This window comes from Gordonia sp. LUNF6 (assembly GCF_047041125.1).
GTDB classification, from domain to species: Bacteria; Actinomycetota; Actinomycetes; order Mycobacteriales; family Mycobacteriaceae; genus Gordonia; species Gordonia sihwensis.
Map to the genome: position 1 here is coordinate 479,805 of NZ_CP178181.1, position 17,693 is coordinate 497,497.

The 17,693-nt window shown below is 68.6% G+C and carries 15 protein-coding genes, 1 pseudogene and 1 riboswitch; of the genes and pseudogenes, 9 read left to right on the plus strand and 7 right to left on the minus strand.

What is annotated here, in order from left to right:
• Positions 1-28 precede the first annotated feature (28 nt).
• Positions 29-1,354, minus strand: a complete 1,326-nt coding sequence (locus tag ACK8HH_RS02190; protein WP_231650281.1) for an amidohydrolase — start codon at positions 1,352-1,354, stop codon at positions 29-31.
• A 43-nt stretch (positions 1,355-1,397) separates the two neighbouring features.
• Between ACK8HH_RS02190 and ACK8HH_RS02195 the strand changes: the two genes are divergently transcribed.
• The 8 genes and pseudogenes from ACK8HH_RS02195 (at position 1,398) to ACK8HH_RS02230 (ending at position 8,227) form a co-directional block, all read left to right on the plus strand.
• Entirely contained in the window at positions 1,398-2,228 is an 831-nt protein-coding gene (locus ACK8HH_RS02195; RefSeq protein ID WP_006896947.1) for a tyrosine-protein phosphatase, read from the plus strand.
• A gap of 4 nt (positions 2,229-2,232) precedes the next feature.
• On the plus strand, positions 2,233-2,835 hold the full coding sequence (locus tag ACK8HH_RS02200) for a TetR/AcrR family transcriptional regulator (RefSeq protein ID WP_045539312.1): 603 nt from the start codon (positions 2,233-2,235) through the stop codon (positions 2,833-2,835).
• A gap of 61 nt (positions 2,836-2,896) precedes the next feature.
• Positions 2,897-3,331, plus strand: a complete 435-nt coding sequence (locus tag ACK8HH_RS02205; protein WP_006896945.1) for an SRPBCC family protein — start codon at positions 2,897-2,899, stop codon at positions 3,329-3,331.
• A 266-nt stretch (positions 3,332-3,597) separates the two neighbouring features.
• The gene (locus ACK8HH_RS02210) at positions 3,598-4,101 is read left to right on the plus strand and encodes a DUF6764 family protein (RefSeq protein WP_231650280.1); all 504 of its coding nucleotides are present in this window, start codon (positions 3,598-3,600) and stop codon (positions 4,099-4,101) included.
• A gap of 216 nt (positions 4,102-4,317) precedes the next feature.
• Positions 4,318-5,381: pseudogene (locus ACK8HH_RS02215) on the plus strand (HoxN/HupN/NixA family nickel/cobalt transporter).
• Positions 5,374-6,339, plus strand: a complete 966-nt coding sequence (locus tag ACK8HH_RS02220) for an urea transporter (protein ID WP_412475502.1) — start codon at positions 5,374-5,376, stop codon at positions 6,337-6,339. Before ACK8HH_RS02215 ends, ACK8HH_RS02220 begins: the two are co-directional and overlap by 8 nt.
• A 61-nt stretch (positions 6,340-6,400) precedes the next feature.
• Positions 6,401-7,351, plus strand: a complete 951-nt coding sequence (gene ppk2, locus ACK8HH_RS02225) for a polyphosphate kinase 2 (RefSeq protein ID WP_039867673.1) — start codon at positions 6,401-6,403, stop codon at positions 7,349-7,351.
• A 54-nt stretch (positions 7,352-7,405) separates the two neighbouring features.
• Positions 7,406-8,227 (plus strand): hypothetical protein, encoded by an 822-nt coding sequence (locus tag ACK8HH_RS02230; RefSeq protein WP_412475503.1) that lies wholly within the window; start codon positions 7,406-7,408, stop codon positions 8,225-8,227.
• A gap of 178 nt (positions 8,228-8,405) precedes the next feature.
• Here the strand turns inward: ACK8HH_RS02230 and ACK8HH_RS02235 are convergent, their stop codons facing one another.
• From ACK8HH_RS02235 to ACK8HH_RS02250, 4 genes are all read right to left on the minus strand, one after another.
• Positions 8,406-9,656 (minus strand): MCE family protein, encoded by a 1,251-nt coding sequence (locus ACK8HH_RS02235; RefSeq protein WP_412475504.1) that lies wholly within the window; start codon positions 9,654-9,656, stop codon positions 8,406-8,408.
• Between the two features lie 401 nt (positions 9,657-10,057).
• Complete coding sequence (locus ACK8HH_RS02240) at positions 10,058-10,882, minus strand: ABC transporter ATP-binding protein (RefSeq protein ID WP_006894173.1); 825 nt, start codon at positions 10,880-10,882, stop codon at positions 10,058-10,060.
• The gene (locus ACK8HH_RS02245; RefSeq protein WP_006894174.1) at positions 10,879-11,952 is read right to left on the minus strand and encodes a FecCD family ABC transporter permease; all 1,074 of its coding nucleotides are present in this window, start codon (positions 11,950-11,952) and stop codon (positions 10,879-10,881) included. Before ACK8HH_RS02245 ends, ACK8HH_RS02240 begins: the two co-directional genes overlap by 4 nt.
• Positions 11,949-13,145, minus strand: a complete 1,197-nt coding sequence (locus tag ACK8HH_RS02250) for an ABC transporter substrate-binding protein (RefSeq protein WP_006894175.1) — start codon at positions 13,143-13,145, stop codon at positions 11,949-11,951. Before ACK8HH_RS02250 ends, ACK8HH_RS02245 begins: the two co-directional genes overlap by 4 nt.
• A gap of 83 nt (positions 13,146-13,228) precedes the next feature.
• Positions 13,229-13,285: riboswitch (cobalamin riboswitch) on the minus strand.
• Positions 13,286-13,379: 94 nt separating this feature from the next.
• Here ACK8HH_RS02250 and ACK8HH_RS02255 point away from each other — a divergent pair.
• On the plus strand, positions 13,380-14,090 hold the full coding sequence (locus ACK8HH_RS02255) for a rhomboid-like protein (RefSeq protein ID WP_006894176.1): 711 nt from the start codon (positions 13,380-13,382) through the stop codon (positions 14,088-14,090).
• On the opposite strand, the gene ACK8HH_RS02260 is transcribed toward ACK8HH_RS02255, so the two are convergent.
• The gene (locus tag ACK8HH_RS02260) at positions 14,042-16,087 is read right to left on the minus strand and encodes a prolyl oligopeptidase family serine peptidase (RefSeq protein ID WP_006894177.1); all 2,046 of its coding nucleotides are present in this window, start codon (positions 16,085-16,087) and stop codon (positions 14,042-14,044) included. The genes ACK8HH_RS02255 and ACK8HH_RS02260 overlap by 49 nt on opposite strands.
• A 37-nt stretch (positions 16,088-16,124) precedes the next feature.
• Positions 16,125-17,483 carry an MFS transporter gene (locus ACK8HH_RS02265; protein ID WP_006894178.1) on the minus strand — a complete coding sequence of 453 codons (1,359 nt, stop codon included), beginning with the start codon at positions 17,481-17,483 and terminating at the stop codon, positions 16,125-16,127.
• Positions 17,484-17,693: the final 210 nt, after the last annotated feature.

A 17,693-nucleotide genomic window follows, 5' to 3' on the forward strand; every position in this document is an offset into this window, starting at 1 on the left:
AGGGTGGCCGGCCTTCGGCGTCGCGGGGTCAGCTCCGGTTCAACAGGCCGAGCATCGAGTAGGCGGCGACCTTGGCGCCGAAGGGGATGGCCGACAGGTCCACCAGATAGTTCGGGTTGTGCGGAGCGAACGGGAACGGCTCGCCCTGCGCCTGAGCCGCCGCGAAGGTCTCATGGTTCGCGATGCCGACCAGGAGGTAGTTGAACGGCATCTCCGGGTACGGGCCCTTCAGCAGCTGGACGTCCTCCGAACCGGTGGCTCGCGGCATGTCGGTGACGATCTGCTGGTCGCCGAGGACCGCCGCGAGCGTTCGGGCCATGCGTTCGGACAACTCGAGGTCGTTCACCAGCGGACTCGACCCGCCCTTCAGGGTGATCTCCGGCAGCTTGTCCTCGGGCATCCCGTACGTCCTGGCGATCCCGTCGGCGACCGACTCGACCGCTGACAGCATGATCTCCCGGACCGCGGGGTCGTACCAGCGCAGATTCGCCTTGAGCAGGGCCTGTGTGGGGATCACGTTGTTGTCGGAGCCGGCGTGGACGGCGCCGACGGTGAGCACGGCGGTCTGCTGCGGATCGATCATCCGCGACACGATGGTCTGGAACTCCACGATGGCCATCGCGGCCATCAGCACCGGGTCCTTCGCCTTCTGCGGCATCGAGCCGTGGCCTCCGACACCGTGGAAGAGGATGTCGAGCTGATCGGTGCCCGCGAGCCGCGGCCCCGGAGACGAGACGACCACCCCCACCGGGGCGGGCGCGGTGTGCATGCCGATGAACACGTCCGGTTTGGGGATGAAGTTGTACAGACCGTCGTCCACCATCGCCTTGGCTCCGGTGATCGGTTCCTCTGCGGGTTGACCGATCAGGACCAGGGTCCCGGACCAGCGGTTCTTGAGTTCGATCAGTGCGTGCGCCATCCCCAGCATCCAGGTGACGTGCGCGTCGTGGCCGCAGACGTGGGCCACCGGCACCTCGGTGCCGTCCTCGCGCGTGACCCGCTTCTCACTCGCGTACTCGACGCCCGTCTCCTCCTGCACCGCCAGTGCGTCCATGTCGGCGCGGTACATCACCACCGGACCGTCGCCGTTGCGGTAGATGGCGGCCACCCCCGTGGTACCGATCCCGGTCGTGATGTCGAAGCCGAGGTTCTGCAGGGCCAGCTCGATGATGCGGGCGGTCCGGACTTCGGCGAATCCGAGTTCGGGATTGCGGTGGATGTCCTTGAACGTCTCCACCAGCCGGTCGGTGTCGGCGTCGATGATCCGGTCGACGTCGGCGACGAGGTCTGCGGGGAGGGAATCGGTCAGCGGCTCGCCGTCGTGGGCGTCTGGGAGAGTGCTCACATCCGCCATGTTAGACAGCGTGCCGAGCCTCGGCTGAGCATAATGAGACTTCATGACCGACCAGCAGACCCGGGTCCCCGGCGCCCCCAGTCCGTTCCCCGTGCTCCCCAATCTGCGTGATCTCGGCGGATGGGTCGGAGTCGACGGGCGGCCGGTCCGCCACGGAATGCTGTTCCGGTCCACCGATTTCCGGTCCATCGTTCACGACTCGTCGGCGGTCGCCGAGATCGCCGCGACTCTCGGCCTCCGCACCGTCTACGATCTGCGGTCGGCCGGCGAGACCGAAGCGATGCCGGACCCGGTGTGGGCCGACGTCGCCGAAGTGCACCTGGACGTCCTGGCCGATGCGCAGACCGCCGTACCCGCCAACCTGGCGACCGTCCTGACCGATCCGGCGGGTGTCGCCGAGATCAATCGGGTGCTCGAGAGCGGCGGCGCCATCTCGACGATGGCGGGCACGTATCGCCAGATGATCACCCTCGACAGTGCGAAGACCGGTTACCGCCGCTTCTACGAGGGGCTCCTCGGCGAGGACCGATCGCCGGCCTTGTTCCACTGCACCACCGGCAAGGACCGCACCGGCTGGGCCTCGGCGTCCTTCCTGTCGCTGATGGGCGTCGCCCGCGACGACGTCTTCAGCGACTATCTGCTCACCAACGACCGTCTGGTTCCGGCCCTGGCTCCGGTGTTCGAGAAGTTCACGGCTGCGGGCGGCGACGCAGATGCGCTGAGGCAGGTCCTGGGTGTGCGGCCGGAGTATCTCGAGGCGGCGTTCGACGAGGTGGATCGGGTTCACGGCGGCATGGAGGCGTATTTCGCCGAGGCTCTCGGAATCGACTCCGCCGCGCAGTCCGAACTGCGAGAGCGGTTCCTCGAGGCCTGAGGCTGTGAGATCGCCGGAGCCGGACTCGCCGCGGGCCGCGATGGTTCGGTGCGCGGCCGACCTCATCGCCCGCCACGGAGTCGCGGGTACCTCGATCGGCGACGTACTGGCAGCTGCCGACGCCGCCCGCGGATCGGTCTACTACCACTTTCCGGGCGGTCGCGCTCAGCTGATGGCCGAGGCCGTCTACTTCGCGGGCGAGGTACTCGGGGCGGAGCTGAATCGCGCCCGTAGGCGGCCGCTTCCCGACGCGGTGGCCGCCGTCGCCGGCATCTGGCGCCGGAGGCTGATCGAAGACGACTTCGAGGTCGGCTGCCCGGTGGCGGCGGGTGCGCAGGCACGCGAGCGCGACCCCGAGGCGGCCCAGGCCGGCGAAGAGGTCTTTCTGCAGTGGACGCATCTGCTGGCGGCCCGGTTCCGTGAGGAGGGCTTCGACGACCGGCGCGCGGACGAACTCGCCGATGCGGTCCTGTCGGGCATCGAAGGCGCGGTGGTTCTGTGCCGAGCGCGGCGCAGCGTCGAGCCGCTTGACCGCGTCGTGCTCACGCTGAACGAGCTGGTTCGACGCCCCGTTCCCGAAACCGTGACCGATGCGGAACCGCGCTGAGGATAGTGAAGATTCCGGCGGCGGCCGGGTCCACCGTCACCGGCTGGGGTAGGTTCTGTCCATGGCTGTCTCTGCATCAACAGAATTCGACCTCAAGGCCCCGCTCGCGCTGGTGATGGAGGTGCTGCTCGACGTCGAGTCCCTGCCGGAGTGGTCGGGCCCGCACAAGTCGGCGAAGATCCTCACCGAGGACGCCGACGGGCGGCCCGCTCGCGTGGAGGTCTCGGTGAGTGCGGTCGGCATGACCGACAACCAGACCCTCGACTACTCCTGGACCGACAACACCTGCACCTGGGATCTGGTCGAGAGCGATCAGCTCAGCGAACAGCACGGCGTCTACACGCTCACCGAGAACGGCGATACGACACACGTGAAGTTCGACCTCACCGTCGACCTGAAGATCAAGCTCCCCGGACTCATCGTCAAGCGAGCCCAGAAAATGGCGGTCGACACCGCCAAGAAGGGACTCACCGAGGAGGTCAAGCGCCGCAGCTGAGCGCGACTCGGACTCGAGACGCTCACAGTAGACGCGAACTTCGACGACAGAACCCCCGTCCCGGACGGGGGTTCTGTCGTCTCGCGTCGCGCCTGCGGGTGGGGCGACCACGGCCCGGTGCCACGGCAGGAATCAGTCCGGTCACGATCGGCTGTGAGGAACCTGGAATCGCGAAACTCGCGAGTAGGGTGGCGGCTGCATCGTGCGCCGGTGAGCGGCCGCACAGTCGCGTCTTGTTGAGAGGGACAGTCATGCGAATCGGGTCGTTGTTCTTTCGTGTCGTGTTCGGGATCGCCGCCGTCGCCGCGGCGTTCGGACTGACGTCGTTGCTGGGCGGTGGTCACGCCGCGGCGTCGACCAACTGCACCGCGAACGACAACCAGCGCGTCGAGCGCGCCAACGGCCAGAGTCATTGCATCGCGAACGCCGGTCCGGGCAGCCGCGCCTCGGCGCAGGACACCACGAACAACGGTGCGGCGCTCGCCGTCGCGACGACCGGAGGGACGGCGACGGCGCAGAACAACGGCGTCAATTCGTCGGCGCTCGCGAGCGGCATCCACCGGGGCAACGGTTACGCGTACACGATGGGCCCGTACTCCACGTCGGTGGCGCAGGGCCGCAGCGGCGGTACCACGGTCGCGGTGTCCGGAGCGGCGGGCGGAGCGTTCGCCACCGGCGACGGCGTCGCGTGCCTGGGCAGCATGGCCGCCACCTACGACACGACCACCGGCCGGGGCTGCTTCCGGTGGGGCGAATTGTACGTGCACTGAGACGAAGTCGGCCGATCCGGCTTATGCTTCGCGAATGACGGTAGTGCGGATCGGTTCCTTCACTCTCCCTTCCTCTCTGCTCAGGCCCGCGCGGGCGGATGATCCGTCGGCGGCGCGGCCGTGACCGCCTCGACGGACTCCCGGCCGGGACCGGTGCGCCGTCTGCAGACCCTCTGGGGCGGACTGTCGGCGCGCGACCGCCTGTCACTCGGCGGTATGACCGCGGTGGTGGTGCTCCTGCACGTGGTGGGCATCGGCATGCTCGTGGGGCTGGTGGCGCCCGAGCACTTCCAACTCGGGGGTGCCCACACCGAGTTCACCGTCGGCGTGGGCATGCTGGCGTACACCTTCGGCCTCCGGCACGCCTTCGACGCCGATCACATCGCCGCGGTCGACAACGCCACCCGGAAACTGCTGGCGGACGACGCCGATCGCCGGGCCGACGGACTGCCCGCCCGGCCGAAGCCCCTCTCGGTCGGGTTCTGGTTCTCGCTGGGCACTCGACCATCGTCTTCGGGCTGACGGTCCTGCTGGCGGTGGGCGTTCGGGCACTCGCCGGGCAGATCGAGGACGATTCGTCGACCCTGCATTCGATCACCGGTGTGATCGGGGCGTCGGTGTCGGGAGTGTTCCTGTGGATCCTCGGGGCGGCCAACCTCGTGGTGCTCATCGGCATCGTCAGAGTGTTTCGCGAGATGCGGCGCGGTGAGTTCGACGAGGAGGCACTGGAGGAACAGCTCAACAAGCGCGGCTTCATGAACCGGCTGCTCGGCGGGCTGGCGAAGTCGGTGCGCAAGCCGTGGCACATCTATCCCGTCGGCGTGCTGTTCGGTCTCGGCTTCGACACCGCCACCGAGGTGGGCCTGCTGGTGCTCGCGGGCGGTGCGGCGGCGTTCTACCTGCCGTTCTACGCGATCCTCGTGCTGCCGATCCTGTTCGCCGCCGGGATGTGCCTGATGGACACCGCTGACGGGGTGTTCATGAACGCGGCATACGGCTGGGCCTTCGCGCGGCCGGTGCGGAAGGTCTACTACAACATCACGATCACCTCGATCTCCGTGGCGGCGGCTCTCGGGATCGGCACGGTGGAACTGGCCGGGGTGCTCGCCGACGAGACTCACGTCGAGTCCGGGCCGCTGGCGTGGGTCGCCGGAATCGACTTGGACTACGCGGGATTCGTGATCGTCGGGGTGTTCGTCGCCGCATGGGCCGCGGCACTGGCGATCTGGCATTTCGGCGATATCGAGAACCGCTGGAAGCAGGAGGTCCGCAGTGAGTGACGTCGAGACGCGGACGGACGCTCCGGCCGAACCGTTCGGGTCGCCGCGCGACGCGGCGGCCACCGCACTCAACGGGATCGGTCAGATCTACTTCCAGCCGAACGTGTGGTGCGGTCTGCTGATCCTGGCGGGATTCGCGGTCGCGGACTGGGGAATGGCGCTGCTGGGCGTCATCGGGCTGGCGGCTTCGACCGCCGCGGGGGTCGCCCTGCGCGACCGCTTACCCGGGTCGCCCGACGGTTCGGCGCTGCGCGCCGGAATGCACGGCTTCTGCGGGGTTCTCGTGGGTGCGGCGGCCTTCACCATGCTCGGAGCGGGCTGGGCCGGTGTGATCGCCACGGTGGTCGGCGGATTGCTGTGCGGTCCGATCACCGTCGCCTTCGTCGCGCTGTTCGCCGCCCGCGGATTCGCGCAGTTCGCGCTGCCCGCGACGACGGCGCCGTTCTGCCTGGTGGCCGAGGCCGTCCACTACGCCACCGAGCCGCTGCAGGAGCCCGCGGGCGCGCTGGCGGAGATCGACGGCAACCGCTTCGAGGTCGCCGTGCACGCGATCCTCAGCGGGATCTCGCAGGTGGTTCTGATCGACGATCCGATCTCCGGTCTGCTGATCCTCGTCGGCCTGACCGTCGCGGGCTGGCGGGTGGGTCTGGCGGCGCTCCTGGGCAGCGCGCTGGCCGCCGGTTTCGCCGTCGCGATCGGGTCCTCGCCGCTGCGCGACTATCACGGACTCGACGGCTACTCGTCGGTGCTGGTCGCGATCGCGATGGCGTGCGTGTTCCTCTCTGGACGGTGGATGCCGTGGGTGATGGCGGTGATCGGAGCACTGCTGGCGGTCCTGCTCGAGCGGCTCATGCTCGGAACCCAGGTGCCGCTCTTCACGTGGCCGTACGTCCTGATCACCTGGATCCTGCTGGTGATCGTCCGCTTCGTGCCGGGTGTGCACCGCGCGCCGGGCTGACCCCGACACGCTGCTGGTGCCGGAGCCGCCGAACCGGGCTAATCTGACGGACGTGGATGGAATCACCGGCGACAGCAACCCCGTTCAGCACGTGGGACCCGACCTCAGCCTGGTCTCCGGGCGCGAGGCTCTGCAGCACCTCGTGGACCTGCGGAACACCGCCGGGTTCGCCGTCGTCGACGATGACGACGACGATCCCATCCTGCTGACGCTCCCGACCCGGAACGTGGTGGACACCTGGCGCGAGGACTACCCGTACGACGAGCGGATGAGCCGCCGCGAGTACGAGGTCACCAAACGCCGTCTGCAGATCGAACTGCTGAAGCTGCAGAAGTGGACCAAGCAGACCGGGCAGCGGCATCTGCTCGTTTTCGAGGGGCGCGACGCGGCGGGCAAGGGCGGCACCATCAAGCGGTTCAACGAGCACCTCAATCCCCGCGGTGCCAGGACCGTCGCCCTGGAGAAGCCCACCGAGCGCGAAGCCACCGAGTGGTATTTCCAGCGGTACGTCCAGCATCTGCCCGCAGCCGGAGAGATGGTCTTCTTCGACCGCTCCTGGTACAACCGGGCCGGCGTGGAGCGGGTGATGAACTTCTGCACCGACGCGCAGTACGCGCAGTTCATGCAGCAGGCGCCCGCGTTCGAGAAGATGCTGGTCGACGATGGCATCCACCTGGTGAAGTTCTGGTTCTCGGTGACGCCGCTGGAACAGCGGACCCGGTTCGCGATCCGGCAGATCGACCCGGTGCGCCAGTGGAAGCTCTCGCCGATGGATCTGGCGTCGCTCGATCGCTGGGACTCGTACACCGAGGCCAAGGAGCAGATGTTCGCCGACACCGACACCGATTTCGCGCCATGGACCGTCGTGAAGAGCAACGACAAGAAGCGGGCCCGCATCAACGCCATGCGGTACGTGCTGAGTCTGCACGAGTACGACGGCAAGGACGAGGCGCTGGTGGGAGTCCCCGATCCGGCGATCGTGGGCCGCGCGCGCGATGTGATCGGTGAATGACCCCGGCCTCGTCGGCTTGGCAGTCCGCCGCGATCACCCGGTAGCCTCGGCACCGTGCGAAGCGTAGTTTCCGGCCTGTTCACCGTGGTCGCGATGATCTGCATGATCGTCGCGGTGCCGAGCATGTGGCTGTCACAGAGAGTCGTGTCGTCGGACGGGTTCACCTCTTCGGCGGCGGAAGCCGCGCACAGCTCCGAAGTGCAGGACTACTTCGCCCAGAAGGTCGCGGCGTCGGTGGAGGAGAACACCGGATCCAAGGTCGCGAGCGACCTGGTACTGCCCGCCGCGAAGAACTACGCGCGCAGCGACGGCTTCGTCGAGGACTTCTCCGAGGTCGCGAGGCAGCAGCACAGTTGGCTCTTCACCGCTCCGGCACCGGACGCCGACCTGCACATGATGGAACTCGACATCAGTCCGATGATCAATCGGGTGATCGCGTCGGCCCCCATCCCGGTGCCCGTGTCCATCGGTCATCCGGTGATCGTGACGATCGATCAGAGCCAGATCACTGCGGGGTCGCTCGAAGACAGTGGAAAGATCATCGACGTCGTGTCGTGGGTGACGGTGATCGGCGCCGTGATCGCGGCGGTCATCGCACTGCTCGTGGCCAACCGCCGCAGCACCGTCCTCGCGTGGCTCGGCGTCGGTGCGGTCCTGGCGGGCGTTGCCGGCTGGGGGCTGGCGGCATTCACCAAGCACATCGTGAGCGAGCGGCTGGCCGACACCGAGCAGGCCGCGCGCTCCACCATCGAGGTGGTGGTCGGGGTGATCGCCGATCACCTCACGACGGTGTCGTTGTTCGTCGGGGTCGCCGGCGCGGTGGTGGCGGTCGTGGGCGTCATCTCGCGCGTCGCGGCGGGACGACGCTACGCGTAGCGGTACCGGGGTCCGGTCCGGCGGTTTCGACTCGCTCCGCTCGCTCAACCAGCGGGAAGGCGAGCCCGTGTCAGTCGAGTCGAGCCAGCCGCATCCCTTCCATGGGGTTGAGCGGGTCGTGTTTTGTTATTTCAGGCTTGTTGAGCGAGCGGAGCGAGTCGAAACCCCCGACCCCCCATCACGATCGCGGTCGCACGCCCATGAGTTGCGCGAGCTGAGTGGCGAGGGGGTTGAGGTTCAACTTGTCCGGGTCCTTCTTGGCCGTGTGATCCCACGGTTGCGCGTAGGCGGGATCGGCGAGTGCAGCGTTGTTCGCGCCGCGGACCGCCGTCGGGCTGCCGGTCGGCACCGTGCAGTGCACATCGGTGTTGAACGGGAAGTCGTCGTAACTCTGGTCGAAATCCGGGTTCTTGCGCTTGATCTCGGCGATCATCTTCGCGGTGCTCTCGTAGCCGCGCGTGCACGACGGCGGGTTCCCCGTTTCGAGCACGATTCCGAATCGGATCGAACCGTCGGGCGAGGCCGCCGTATGGCTGCCCGCCGACAGTGCCGAGAGCATCCAGAACGTCGGCTCGGCGGCATAGGACGCCGGAGCGATCGCGTGGACCGTCCCGCCGAGCCGGCCGATCAGTTCGGTGGCCTCGTCGCCGGTCTCGTCGAGGAGACGGGAGAGCGCCGACGCAGCGCGCGGACCGTCGGTGAGGATCCGGCGGACCGCCGGATCCGATGACGCCAGCGTCGCGGTGACCGCGTCGAGATTCTTCGACCAGCGCAGAATCTCGTCGGACTGCTCGTTCTGGGTCGCCAGAACCGAGTCGGCGGAGGTGATGAGCCCGATCGTCTCGTCGAGGCTTTCGACGCCCTCCTTCGACAGACGGTCGAGGGAGTCGACGAGCCGGCTCGTGTCGTCTCCGCGGCCGTTGAACGCCGCGCCCAGTTCGGTGACGGTTCTGCGCAGCGCATCGACGGGGATCGTGTCGGTCAGGTCGATGGCCGACCGCACCACTTCGTCGAGCCGAGGCGGCAGCCGGTTCTCGTCGATCACCGAGCCGTCGCGCAGGTACGGTCCCGCGTCGGAGGGCGGCTGCAGATCCAGGAACTGTTCTCCGATCGCCGATCGGTCGGCGACGACGGCGACCGCCGAGGCCGGAACCTTCGCCTCGCTCGAGTCGAGGGCCAGAGTGACGTCGATCCCGCCCGGGACGATCGACATCTTCTGCACCCGGCCGATCTCGACGCCGCGGTAGGTGACCTGCGCTTGCTCGAACAGTCCGCCGGAGTCGGGCATCCGCACGGTCACGTGGTACACCCCGACGCCTGCCGCCTGATCGAGGCGCGCGTATCGGATGCCGCCGTAGACCGACGCCACCAATCCGATCAGCAGCACGACGATCAACTGGGTGCGCACGAGACGACTGAGCGGCGGCATGCAATCCCTTTCCGGTCGGACGAGTTCGAACGCCCGTGATTCATCCAGGAGCGTAGGAATTAACGGCAGAAGAATGCCGACGATCTGCGATGACATCGTGACCGTCGGTGCTTGCTGATGTTAAACGCAGGGGTCGGAAGCGAGGCAAGCCCGGTATGTCGGGAGTGGGGCGGCTAACAGTGGTGATTCGGAGTGAGGCGGCGGGAGGAGAGGGCAGGGGGCGGGGTGTGTCACGGTGGGTGGGCGTGCGGGTGCGGATGGTTTCGACTCGCTGCGCTCGCTCAACCAGCGGGCGGGAAGCTCGCTCAGCCGGCGGGCGGGAGGCTCGCTCGGCCGGCGGGCGGGAGGCTCGCTCAACCAGCGGGTGGGAGGCTCGCTCGGCCGGCGGGCGGGAGGCTCGGTCAGCCGGCGGGCGGAGGCTCGACCGCCGGACGCTGCGACGAACCGTCCTTCACCTCGAAGACGAACCTCTCCGGGTCGAAGCGGAGCCGGCCTCGATCGAAGGCGGCGGAGACGGCGCCGGAGGAGGCCACGTCGAGCGGGGTGCCGGTGTGCATCACGCCGCCGGGGGCGAGGAGCCAGATCGCGTCCGAGAGGCGCATCGCCAGTTCCAGTTCGTGGGACGACACCAGGACCGTGAGACGCTGCTCGCGGGCCAGCGTACTCAGCAGATCCAAGAACTCGACGCGCGACGGTGCGTCCAGGTGTGAGGTCGGCTCGTCGAGCACGAGGAGTTCCGGATCCTGCGCGAGGGCGCGGGCGGCGAGGACGCGCTGCGCCTCGCCGTCGGACAGGTCGTGGAAGGGGCGGTCGGCCAGCGCCGCAGCGCGAACGGCCTCCAGCGCCCAGTCGACGCGCAGGCGATCATGGGCGCCGAGCCGGCCGGTGGCGCCCAGATAGGGAGTCCGGCCCAGCTCCACCACTTCTCGCGCGGTGAGCCGGCCCGGGTCGACGATCTGGGTCCCGACGGTCGCGATCCGGCGAGCCAGCCGGGCCGGCCTCATGCGTGTGACGTCGGTGCCGTCGGCGAGGAGAGCCGATCCCGACAGTGGTCGCTCCAGACCGCAGACGGTCCGCAGCAGTGTCGACTTTCCGGCGCCGTTCGGACCAATCAGTGTCGTCAACCGGCCCACCTGCGCCTCGGCGGTCAGATCGGAGGCGATGGTGACCGGCCGTCGGCCCCGGTAGCCGATGGTCAGCCCGGCGAGGGTGAGACCGGCCGTCATACCGCACCGCCGTTCCCACGACCGCGCAGCAGAACGGTGATGACCACCGGCGCGCCGATCAGAGCGGTGACCGCGTTGAGGGGCAGCGAACTGTCCTTACCCGGCAGATCTGCGACGATGCCGCACCAGATCGCGAGCAGCGCTCCCACGAGGACGCATCCGGGCAGAATCACCCGATGATTCGAGGTGCGGAACACTCCGCGCGCGAGATGCGGAATCACGAGACCGAGGAATCCGACGGGTCCGCAGTACGCGGTGACCACACCGGTGAGAACCGCGGCCGACAGCAGCGTGACGGTGCGGGTGAGACGCAGGTCGACGCCCATCGACCGCGCGTACTCCTCGCCGAGCAGCAGGGCGTTGAGCGCTCGCATCGAGGTCGACGACAGCAGGACGGCACCGAGGATCACCGGTGCGGCGACGCGCAGGTCGGACCACGACGTCGCGGAGAAGGTCCCCAGGCCCCAGATCATGTACTTCTGGACCGAGTCGGGATCGGCGTAGACGATGAGGACTGCGACGAGCGAGCCGGTGACGGCACCGATCATCACGCCGATCAGCAGCAGGGTCACCGCGCTGCGGACCCAGACCGCGAACAGCAGGATCAGTCCCAGCACCGCCGCGGCACCGAAGGCGGCGGCCACCACGCTTCCCGCTCGTCCCCAGCCCGCGAGGCCGCCGGCGAAGGTCGCGGCGCCGGTGACTCCGCCGCCCAGTGCGACCAGCGCCACGCCCAGGCTGGCGCCGGAGTTGGCGCCGAGCACATAGGGATCGGCGAGGGGGTTCCGGAACAGGGTCTGCATCTGCAGCCCGGCCACTCCGAGCGCGGCGCCGACCAGCGCGGCAGTCGCGATCCGCGGCAGCCGCACCTCGCGCAGAATGAAGTCGCTCCCCGCGTCCAGCGCGTGACCGCCGGTCAGTACCCGGAGCGTCTCCGCGGGCGGGATCGCGACCGATCCGACCGCGGCGGCCACCAGCAGCGACGCGAGGAGTGCGACGGCGAGTCCGACCCAGACCCCGGATCGGGCGCGTGGTCGCCGGGCTGCCGCCGAGGTCCGGACCGGTGTCATCGCTGCGGCAGATGGAGGTAGAACTCGAAGGCATGACCCGGGAAGAGATCCGGGTGCGCAATTGCGGCGATGTCCGCCAACACGAGGTCCGGGCGCAGCACACCAGTCTCCCAGTAGTCGTTGCCGCCACCGGAATTGACGGCCTTGGTGCTGTTCCACGCTTGTTTCGCCGGACCGGCGAAGGCGCGGTACCGCGGATCCTGCTTGTCGAGATCGGCCACAGAGTTCACCGTCGGGTCGCTCAGCAGCCACACGGCGGAATCACGGGCGCGGGCGATGACCGATTCGATCGACAACTGCAGGCTGCCCGCGGCGCGATCGTCGATCCACGGATAGGTGGCGCCGGCGTCGGCGACGAGCTTGCCGAAGTAGCTGCCCCCGGAGGGCATGGTCCACGAGCCGTTGGCGATCGAGCCGAGCAGGACCGGCGTCTTCGGCACTCCCGACAGCCGGTCGGCCACGCTGCGGTACTGGGACTTGATGTTCTGGTAGACGCTCGAGGCCTGCTTCTCGGTGCCGGTGAGGGCGGCGAAGAACTTGAGCCATTCGGCGCGGCCGAGTGGGCTCTCCTCCAGCCAGTCGGCGTCGGCGAGGACGGGAATGCCCGCGTCGCGGATCTTGCCGAAGGCCGGACTGTCGCTGCCGTCGGTCACGAGCACGTCCGGGCGTCCGGCGATCACCTTCTCAGCGTTGACGGCGCCGGCGTCGGTGAACTGCTGCACCTTCCCTGCGTCGATCCGCTCGACGATCTCGGGAGTGGAGACGAAGCCGGTGGTCGCGACCCCGGTCACCGCATCGGCCGCGCCGAGAGCGGCGAGTCCCGGCAGATGCGTCGTCGAGCCCGCGTAGACGGTCCGCACGGGAACCTCGACCTGAGGCGCGTCCGCGAGTTCTCCGGTCAGCTCCGGGGCGGGGGCGCCGCATCGCACCAGAACGTACGACGCGGGCGGCGCTCCCTGCGCCGGATGCGCCACGGTAACGACCTGGTACGAGCGGTGATACTCGATGGTCAGGCCGGTGGCGTCCTCGATCGTCGACTTCTCCGGGAAGTAGTCCTTCGACGGGTCGAAGTCGGTGATGCAGTCGCGTGCGGCTCCCGCGGAGCGGGGCGCCGGCGACGAGCAAGCGCTCGCACCGAGCGGAATGAGGACGGCGATGCTCGCGAGCAGGGCGCCGATGCGTGGTGATCGCACGTGCAGACCTCCCTCGGGGAGGCTCCGCCCCCGGGATCTCGGTGGCGCGACGCAGGAGGGTCTGGCTGCCGCCCGCGGGGATCGTCTCCTGCCGGGCAGACCACAGTGGCGGGACCGCACCGGAATCGCACCGGATTTCCTCGTCTGGCATCGCGTGCTGGACGGCGCAAATCTAACACGCGCGGTTCGCGGGCAGATCTGGCGCGCGGTGGTCGGCGGGCCTACCGTGAGACGGTGACCAGCGTTCGGAGCAGGTGGCGCCGCGGCCTCGGCGCCGTCGCGCGATGGATTCGGAGCGCGCCGGTCACCTACGCGTGGCTGGTGATCCTGCTGGCCACCACCATCGTGGCGCACCGGGTGTCGCCGCAGCGGCTGGACCGGATCCTGGGCAAACGGTCGACGAACATCGACAACCTGCTGCACGATCCGGTCCGTGCGATCTTCGGCAGCCTGTTCTGGCTCGACGGCGCGTACTGGATTCCGTACGTCGTCGGATTCACCGTCTTCCTGGTGCCCGCGGAACGCTGGCTCGGCAGTCGGCGGTTCGTCGTCGTCGGCCTGAGCGGACACATTCTCGCGACCCTGGTCAGCCAGGGGCTCGTCGGCGCCGAGATCGCGCGCGGCGACGCCAATCCGTCGCTCACTTACGCCATCGACGTCGGGGTCAGCTACTTCATGGCATCGGTGATCGGCATCCTGGCCTACCGGTTTCCGCGGCCGCGGCGGTGGGTGTACGTCGCCGGGGCGACGGTCGCCTTCTGCGCACCGCTGGCGGTGGCTCCCGTGACCTTCACGGCGATCGGTCACGCGAGCGCGCTGCTCATCGGTTTCGCGTGGTATCCGATGGCCCGGGGACGGCCGATGCTGGACGTCGAGGCGACGGTGCGCCGGCTCCGTCAGCGCTCCGGAGCCGCGGCTCCGACTGTGCGCCACAGGAACTCGTAGGCCAGCGCCGATTTGAACGCCGCCTGGCGGTTGTCGGCCGCGCCGCCGTGCCCTCCCTCGATGTTCTCGTAGTACCGGACCGGGTGACCCTGTTCCTCCATCCGCGCCGCGAACTTCCGGGCGTGGCCGGGGTGCACGCGGTCGTCCCGAGTCGAGGTGGTCACGAGCATCTCGGGCATGGCGGCGTCGGCACTCAGCCGCTGATACGGCGAGTACCTCGAGATGAACTCCCACTCGTCCGGATCGTCCGGATCGCCGTACTCGGCCATCCACGACGCTCCGGCGAGCAACAGGTGGTACCGGCGCATGTCGAGCAGGGGGACCTGGCACACCAGCGCGCCGAACAGGTCCGGATAGGTGGTGGCCATGACCCCCATCAGCAGACCGCCGTTGGAGCCACCCTGCGCGGCCAACCGGGCCGGGGTGGTCAGTCCGCGCCCCACGAGGTCGCGGGCCACCGCCGCGAAGTCCTCGTACACCAGGTGTCGGCCGGCCTTCTGCGCCTGCGTGTGCCAGGCCGGGCCGTACTCGCCGCCCCCGCGGATGTTCGCGATCACGTAGATGCCGCCCCGGCTGATCCAGCTCCGCCCGGCGATACCGAGATAGCTGGGCGTCATCGAGTTCTCGAAGCCGCCGTATCCGTAGAGCAGGGTGGGACCGGACGCCACGTCGTCGCGTTTGACGACGAAATAGGGGATGGCCGTGCCGTCGTCGGACGTGGCGAAGAACTGTTGCGCCGACACGGCGGACGCGTCGTAGAACTCGGGGGACGATTTGATGACCGACACCCCCTCGGACGTGGAACCCTGGAGCAGGCTCGGGGCCTGGACGAAGGTGCTGGCCGACAACCAGATCTCGTCACTGTGATCGGGGTCGGTGTCGAGCACGCCGATCGTCGCGAGTTCGGGCAGCCCGTTCAGCGGCTCGGACTCCCAGGTGCCCAAGCGGAGAAGCTCGACGCGGGTGGCCACGTCGTGCAGCGTCACCATCACCAGGTGCGAGCGGGTGTACGCGAGGTCCTGCAGGCTGGTGTGCGCGTCGGGAGTGAACAGCACGCGGTGGGTGCGGTCGCCCGACAGGTACGAGGGGTAATCGAAGAGCAGCAGCGCTCCGGCCGGATGCTCCTGGCCGTCGACCGTCCACGGCGACCGCGTCAGGACGGTCAGCCAGTCGTGCCGGACGTCGAAGTGCGAGTCGGTCGGCACGTCGATGCGGAGGAGTTCGTCGCCGCGCAGTTCGTAGGCGATCTCGTTGAAGAAGTCCACCGACCGGGAGACGAAGTGCCGCACATGGCCGGGCGTCCGGTCGCAGGCTGCGCCGACGGCGACGTCGGACACCTCGCCCGCGAAGACCGTCGGGGCGTCCGCCACGTCGGTGCCACGCGACCAGCGCCGGACGGTCCTCGGATAACCGGAGGAGGTCAGCGCGGGCAGCCCGTCCGGCGTCTCGACGAAGTCGGTGCCGACGTACACCGTGTCGCGGTCGATCCAGCTGACGGACGACTTGGCCTCCGGCAGGACGAAGCCGTCGTCCACCCAGTCCCGCGCGAGTACGTCGAACTCCCGCACCACTGCCGCGTCGGCGCCGCCTCGAGACAGCGAGATCAGCGCGCGGTCGTACTCGGGCCGGTTCATGGTGGCGCCCGACCACACCCAGTTCTCACCCTCCGCCGCGGCGAGGGCGTCGACGTCGATCAGGACGTCCCATTCGGGTTCGGCGGAGCGGTAGCTGTCGAGAGTGGTACGCCGCCAGAGACCTTTCGGGTGCGCCGAATCGCGCCAGAAGTTGTAGAGGAAGCCGCCGCGCCGGCGCACGTACGGAATGCGTTCGTCGTTGTCGAGCACTTCGAGGGCGCCGGCTTCGAGTTCGGCGAAGCGCTCCGAGCCGGTCAGCTCGGCGACGGTGGGAGCGTTGTGCTCACGCACCCACCGCAGGGCGTCGTCGCCGGTCACGTCTTCGAGCCACAGGTACGGATCGTCGTCGGTCACGGTGTCCAACGTACCGGCGCCGGCGCGGCGGCCTTCCGGTGGCGGGCTACGCGCCCACCCGCGAGGTCTCGACAGCGTCCTCGACCGGCTCGGCACCCGGAGTCTTGGTTCCGGCGATCGAGCAACCGGCGGTCTCGCGCAGGAAGCTGAGGGCGATACCGCCCACCACGCACGCGGCCATCATGTACACGGCCGGGAAAAGGTTCCAGCCGGTCTGGTCGACGACGGCGTCGTTGACCAGGGGTGCCGTACCGCCGAAGGCGGCGGTGGACAGGTTGTACGAGATCGCGAAGCCCGCATAGCGCACGTGAGTGGGGAACATCGCGGGGAAGGTCGCCGAAATGGTCGCCAGCTGCGGGATGTAGAGGACGCCGAGCACGACGAATCCGACGATCGCCCATCCGAAACCCTGGCCCATCAGCCAGTACATCGGCAGCGCGAAGACGAACAGACCCACGAGGGAGACCCGCCACATCGGTTTGCGGCCGGTGCTGTCGGACCACATGCCGAACACCGGGATGAGCAGCATCATCACCACCTGGCCGATCAGGACCACCACCGAGGCGGTGTCCTCGCTCAGGCCGATGGTGCCCTTGAGGTACTGCGGCTGGTAGGCCAGCAGGGTGTAGTTCGCGATGTTGAGCGCGACCACCATGCCGAACATGATGAGGATCGGCTTCCAGTAGTGCACCAGCGTCTGACGCAGCTGACCGGTGATTCCGCCCGGATCGGCGACCTTCTTCTCCACATCGGTGTACAGCGGCGGATCGTCGAGCTGCGACCGCAGGTAGAGGCCGGCCAGACCCAGGGGGAGAGCGATCAGGAACGGGATGCGCCAGCCCCATTCCTGCATCTGCGACTCGCTCAGGCCGAGGTTCATCAGCAGGACGATGGCGGTTCCCGAGGCGAAGCCGGCCATGGTGCCGAACTCGAGGAAGCTGCCGTACCGTCCGCGCTTGTCGGCCGGCGCGTACTCGGCCATGAACGTGGCCGCGCCGCCGTACTCGCCGCCGGTCGAGAAGCCCTGCACCACTCGCAGTGCGATCAGCAGGATCGGAGCCCAGATACCGATCGACGCGTGGGTCGGCAGTACGCCGATCAGCGCGGTGGCCAGCGAGATCAGCAGGATCGTCAGCGCCAGGACGTGTTTGCGGCCGAGGCGGTCGCCGATCGGTCCCCAGACGAAGCCGCCGAGCGGCCGGAGCACGAAGGAGACGGCGAAGCCGAGCATGGTGCCGATGGTGCCGAGGTGGCCGGGGAAGAACGCCTGGGTGAGGTAGGTGGTGGTCGCGGCGTAGACGCCGTAGTCGTACCACTCGGTGGCGTTGCCGATCGCGGACGCCGCGATCGCCTTCCGGAGCGTCGCCGTGGAGGTGGCGTCGGTGGAGACGGTCGAGTCAGTCATCTGACCTCCGAATTGTCGATAGTCGTTTCTCGGGTCGGGCGAACTGGATTCATTCGACGGCGGCGACGTGGAGCGCCGCGGATCTGACTACCACTTCCCCCGGCCGGTAGGGCCCATCGACTCTCGGGTCAGTGACCCGAACGGACTAATCCTGCCTATCACGTTTCGCGGACCAGTGGAAACCGCGCGGACCGCGGGGCGGGTGGTCCC

What these genes read in the sequence shown, in the direction of transcription:
- ACK8HH_RS02190 (WP_231650281.1), bottom strand. Translation starts at nt 1,354, where the DNA reads ATGGCGGATGTGAGCACTCTCCCAGACGCCCACGACGGCGAGCCGCTG.
- ACK8HH_RS02195 (WP_006896947.1), top strand. Translation starts at nt 1,398, where the DNA reads ATGACCGACCAGCAGACCCGGGTCCCCGGCGCCCCCAGTCCGTTCCCC.
- ACK8HH_RS02205 (WP_006896945.1), top strand. Translation starts at nt 2,897, where the DNA reads ATGGCTGTCTCTGCATCAACAGAATTCGACCTCAAGGCCCCGCTCGCG.
- ACK8HH_RS02235 (WP_412475504.1), bottom strand. Translation starts at nt 9,656, where the DNA reads ATGCCGCCGCTCAGTCGTCTCGTGCGCACCCAGTTGATCGTCGTGCTG.
- ACK8HH_RS02240 (WP_006894173.1), bottom strand. Translation starts at nt 10,882, where the DNA reads ATGACGGCCGGTCTCACCCTCGCCGGGCTGACCATCGGCTACCGGGGC.
- ACK8HH_RS02245 (WP_006894174.1), bottom strand. Translation starts at nt 11,952, where the DNA reads ATGACACCGGTCCGGACCTCGGCGGCAGCCCGGCGACCACGCGCCCGA.
- ACK8HH_RS02265 (WP_006894178.1), bottom strand. Translation starts at nt 17,483, where the DNA reads ATGACTGACTCGACCGTCTCCACCGACGCCACCTCCACGGCGACGCTC.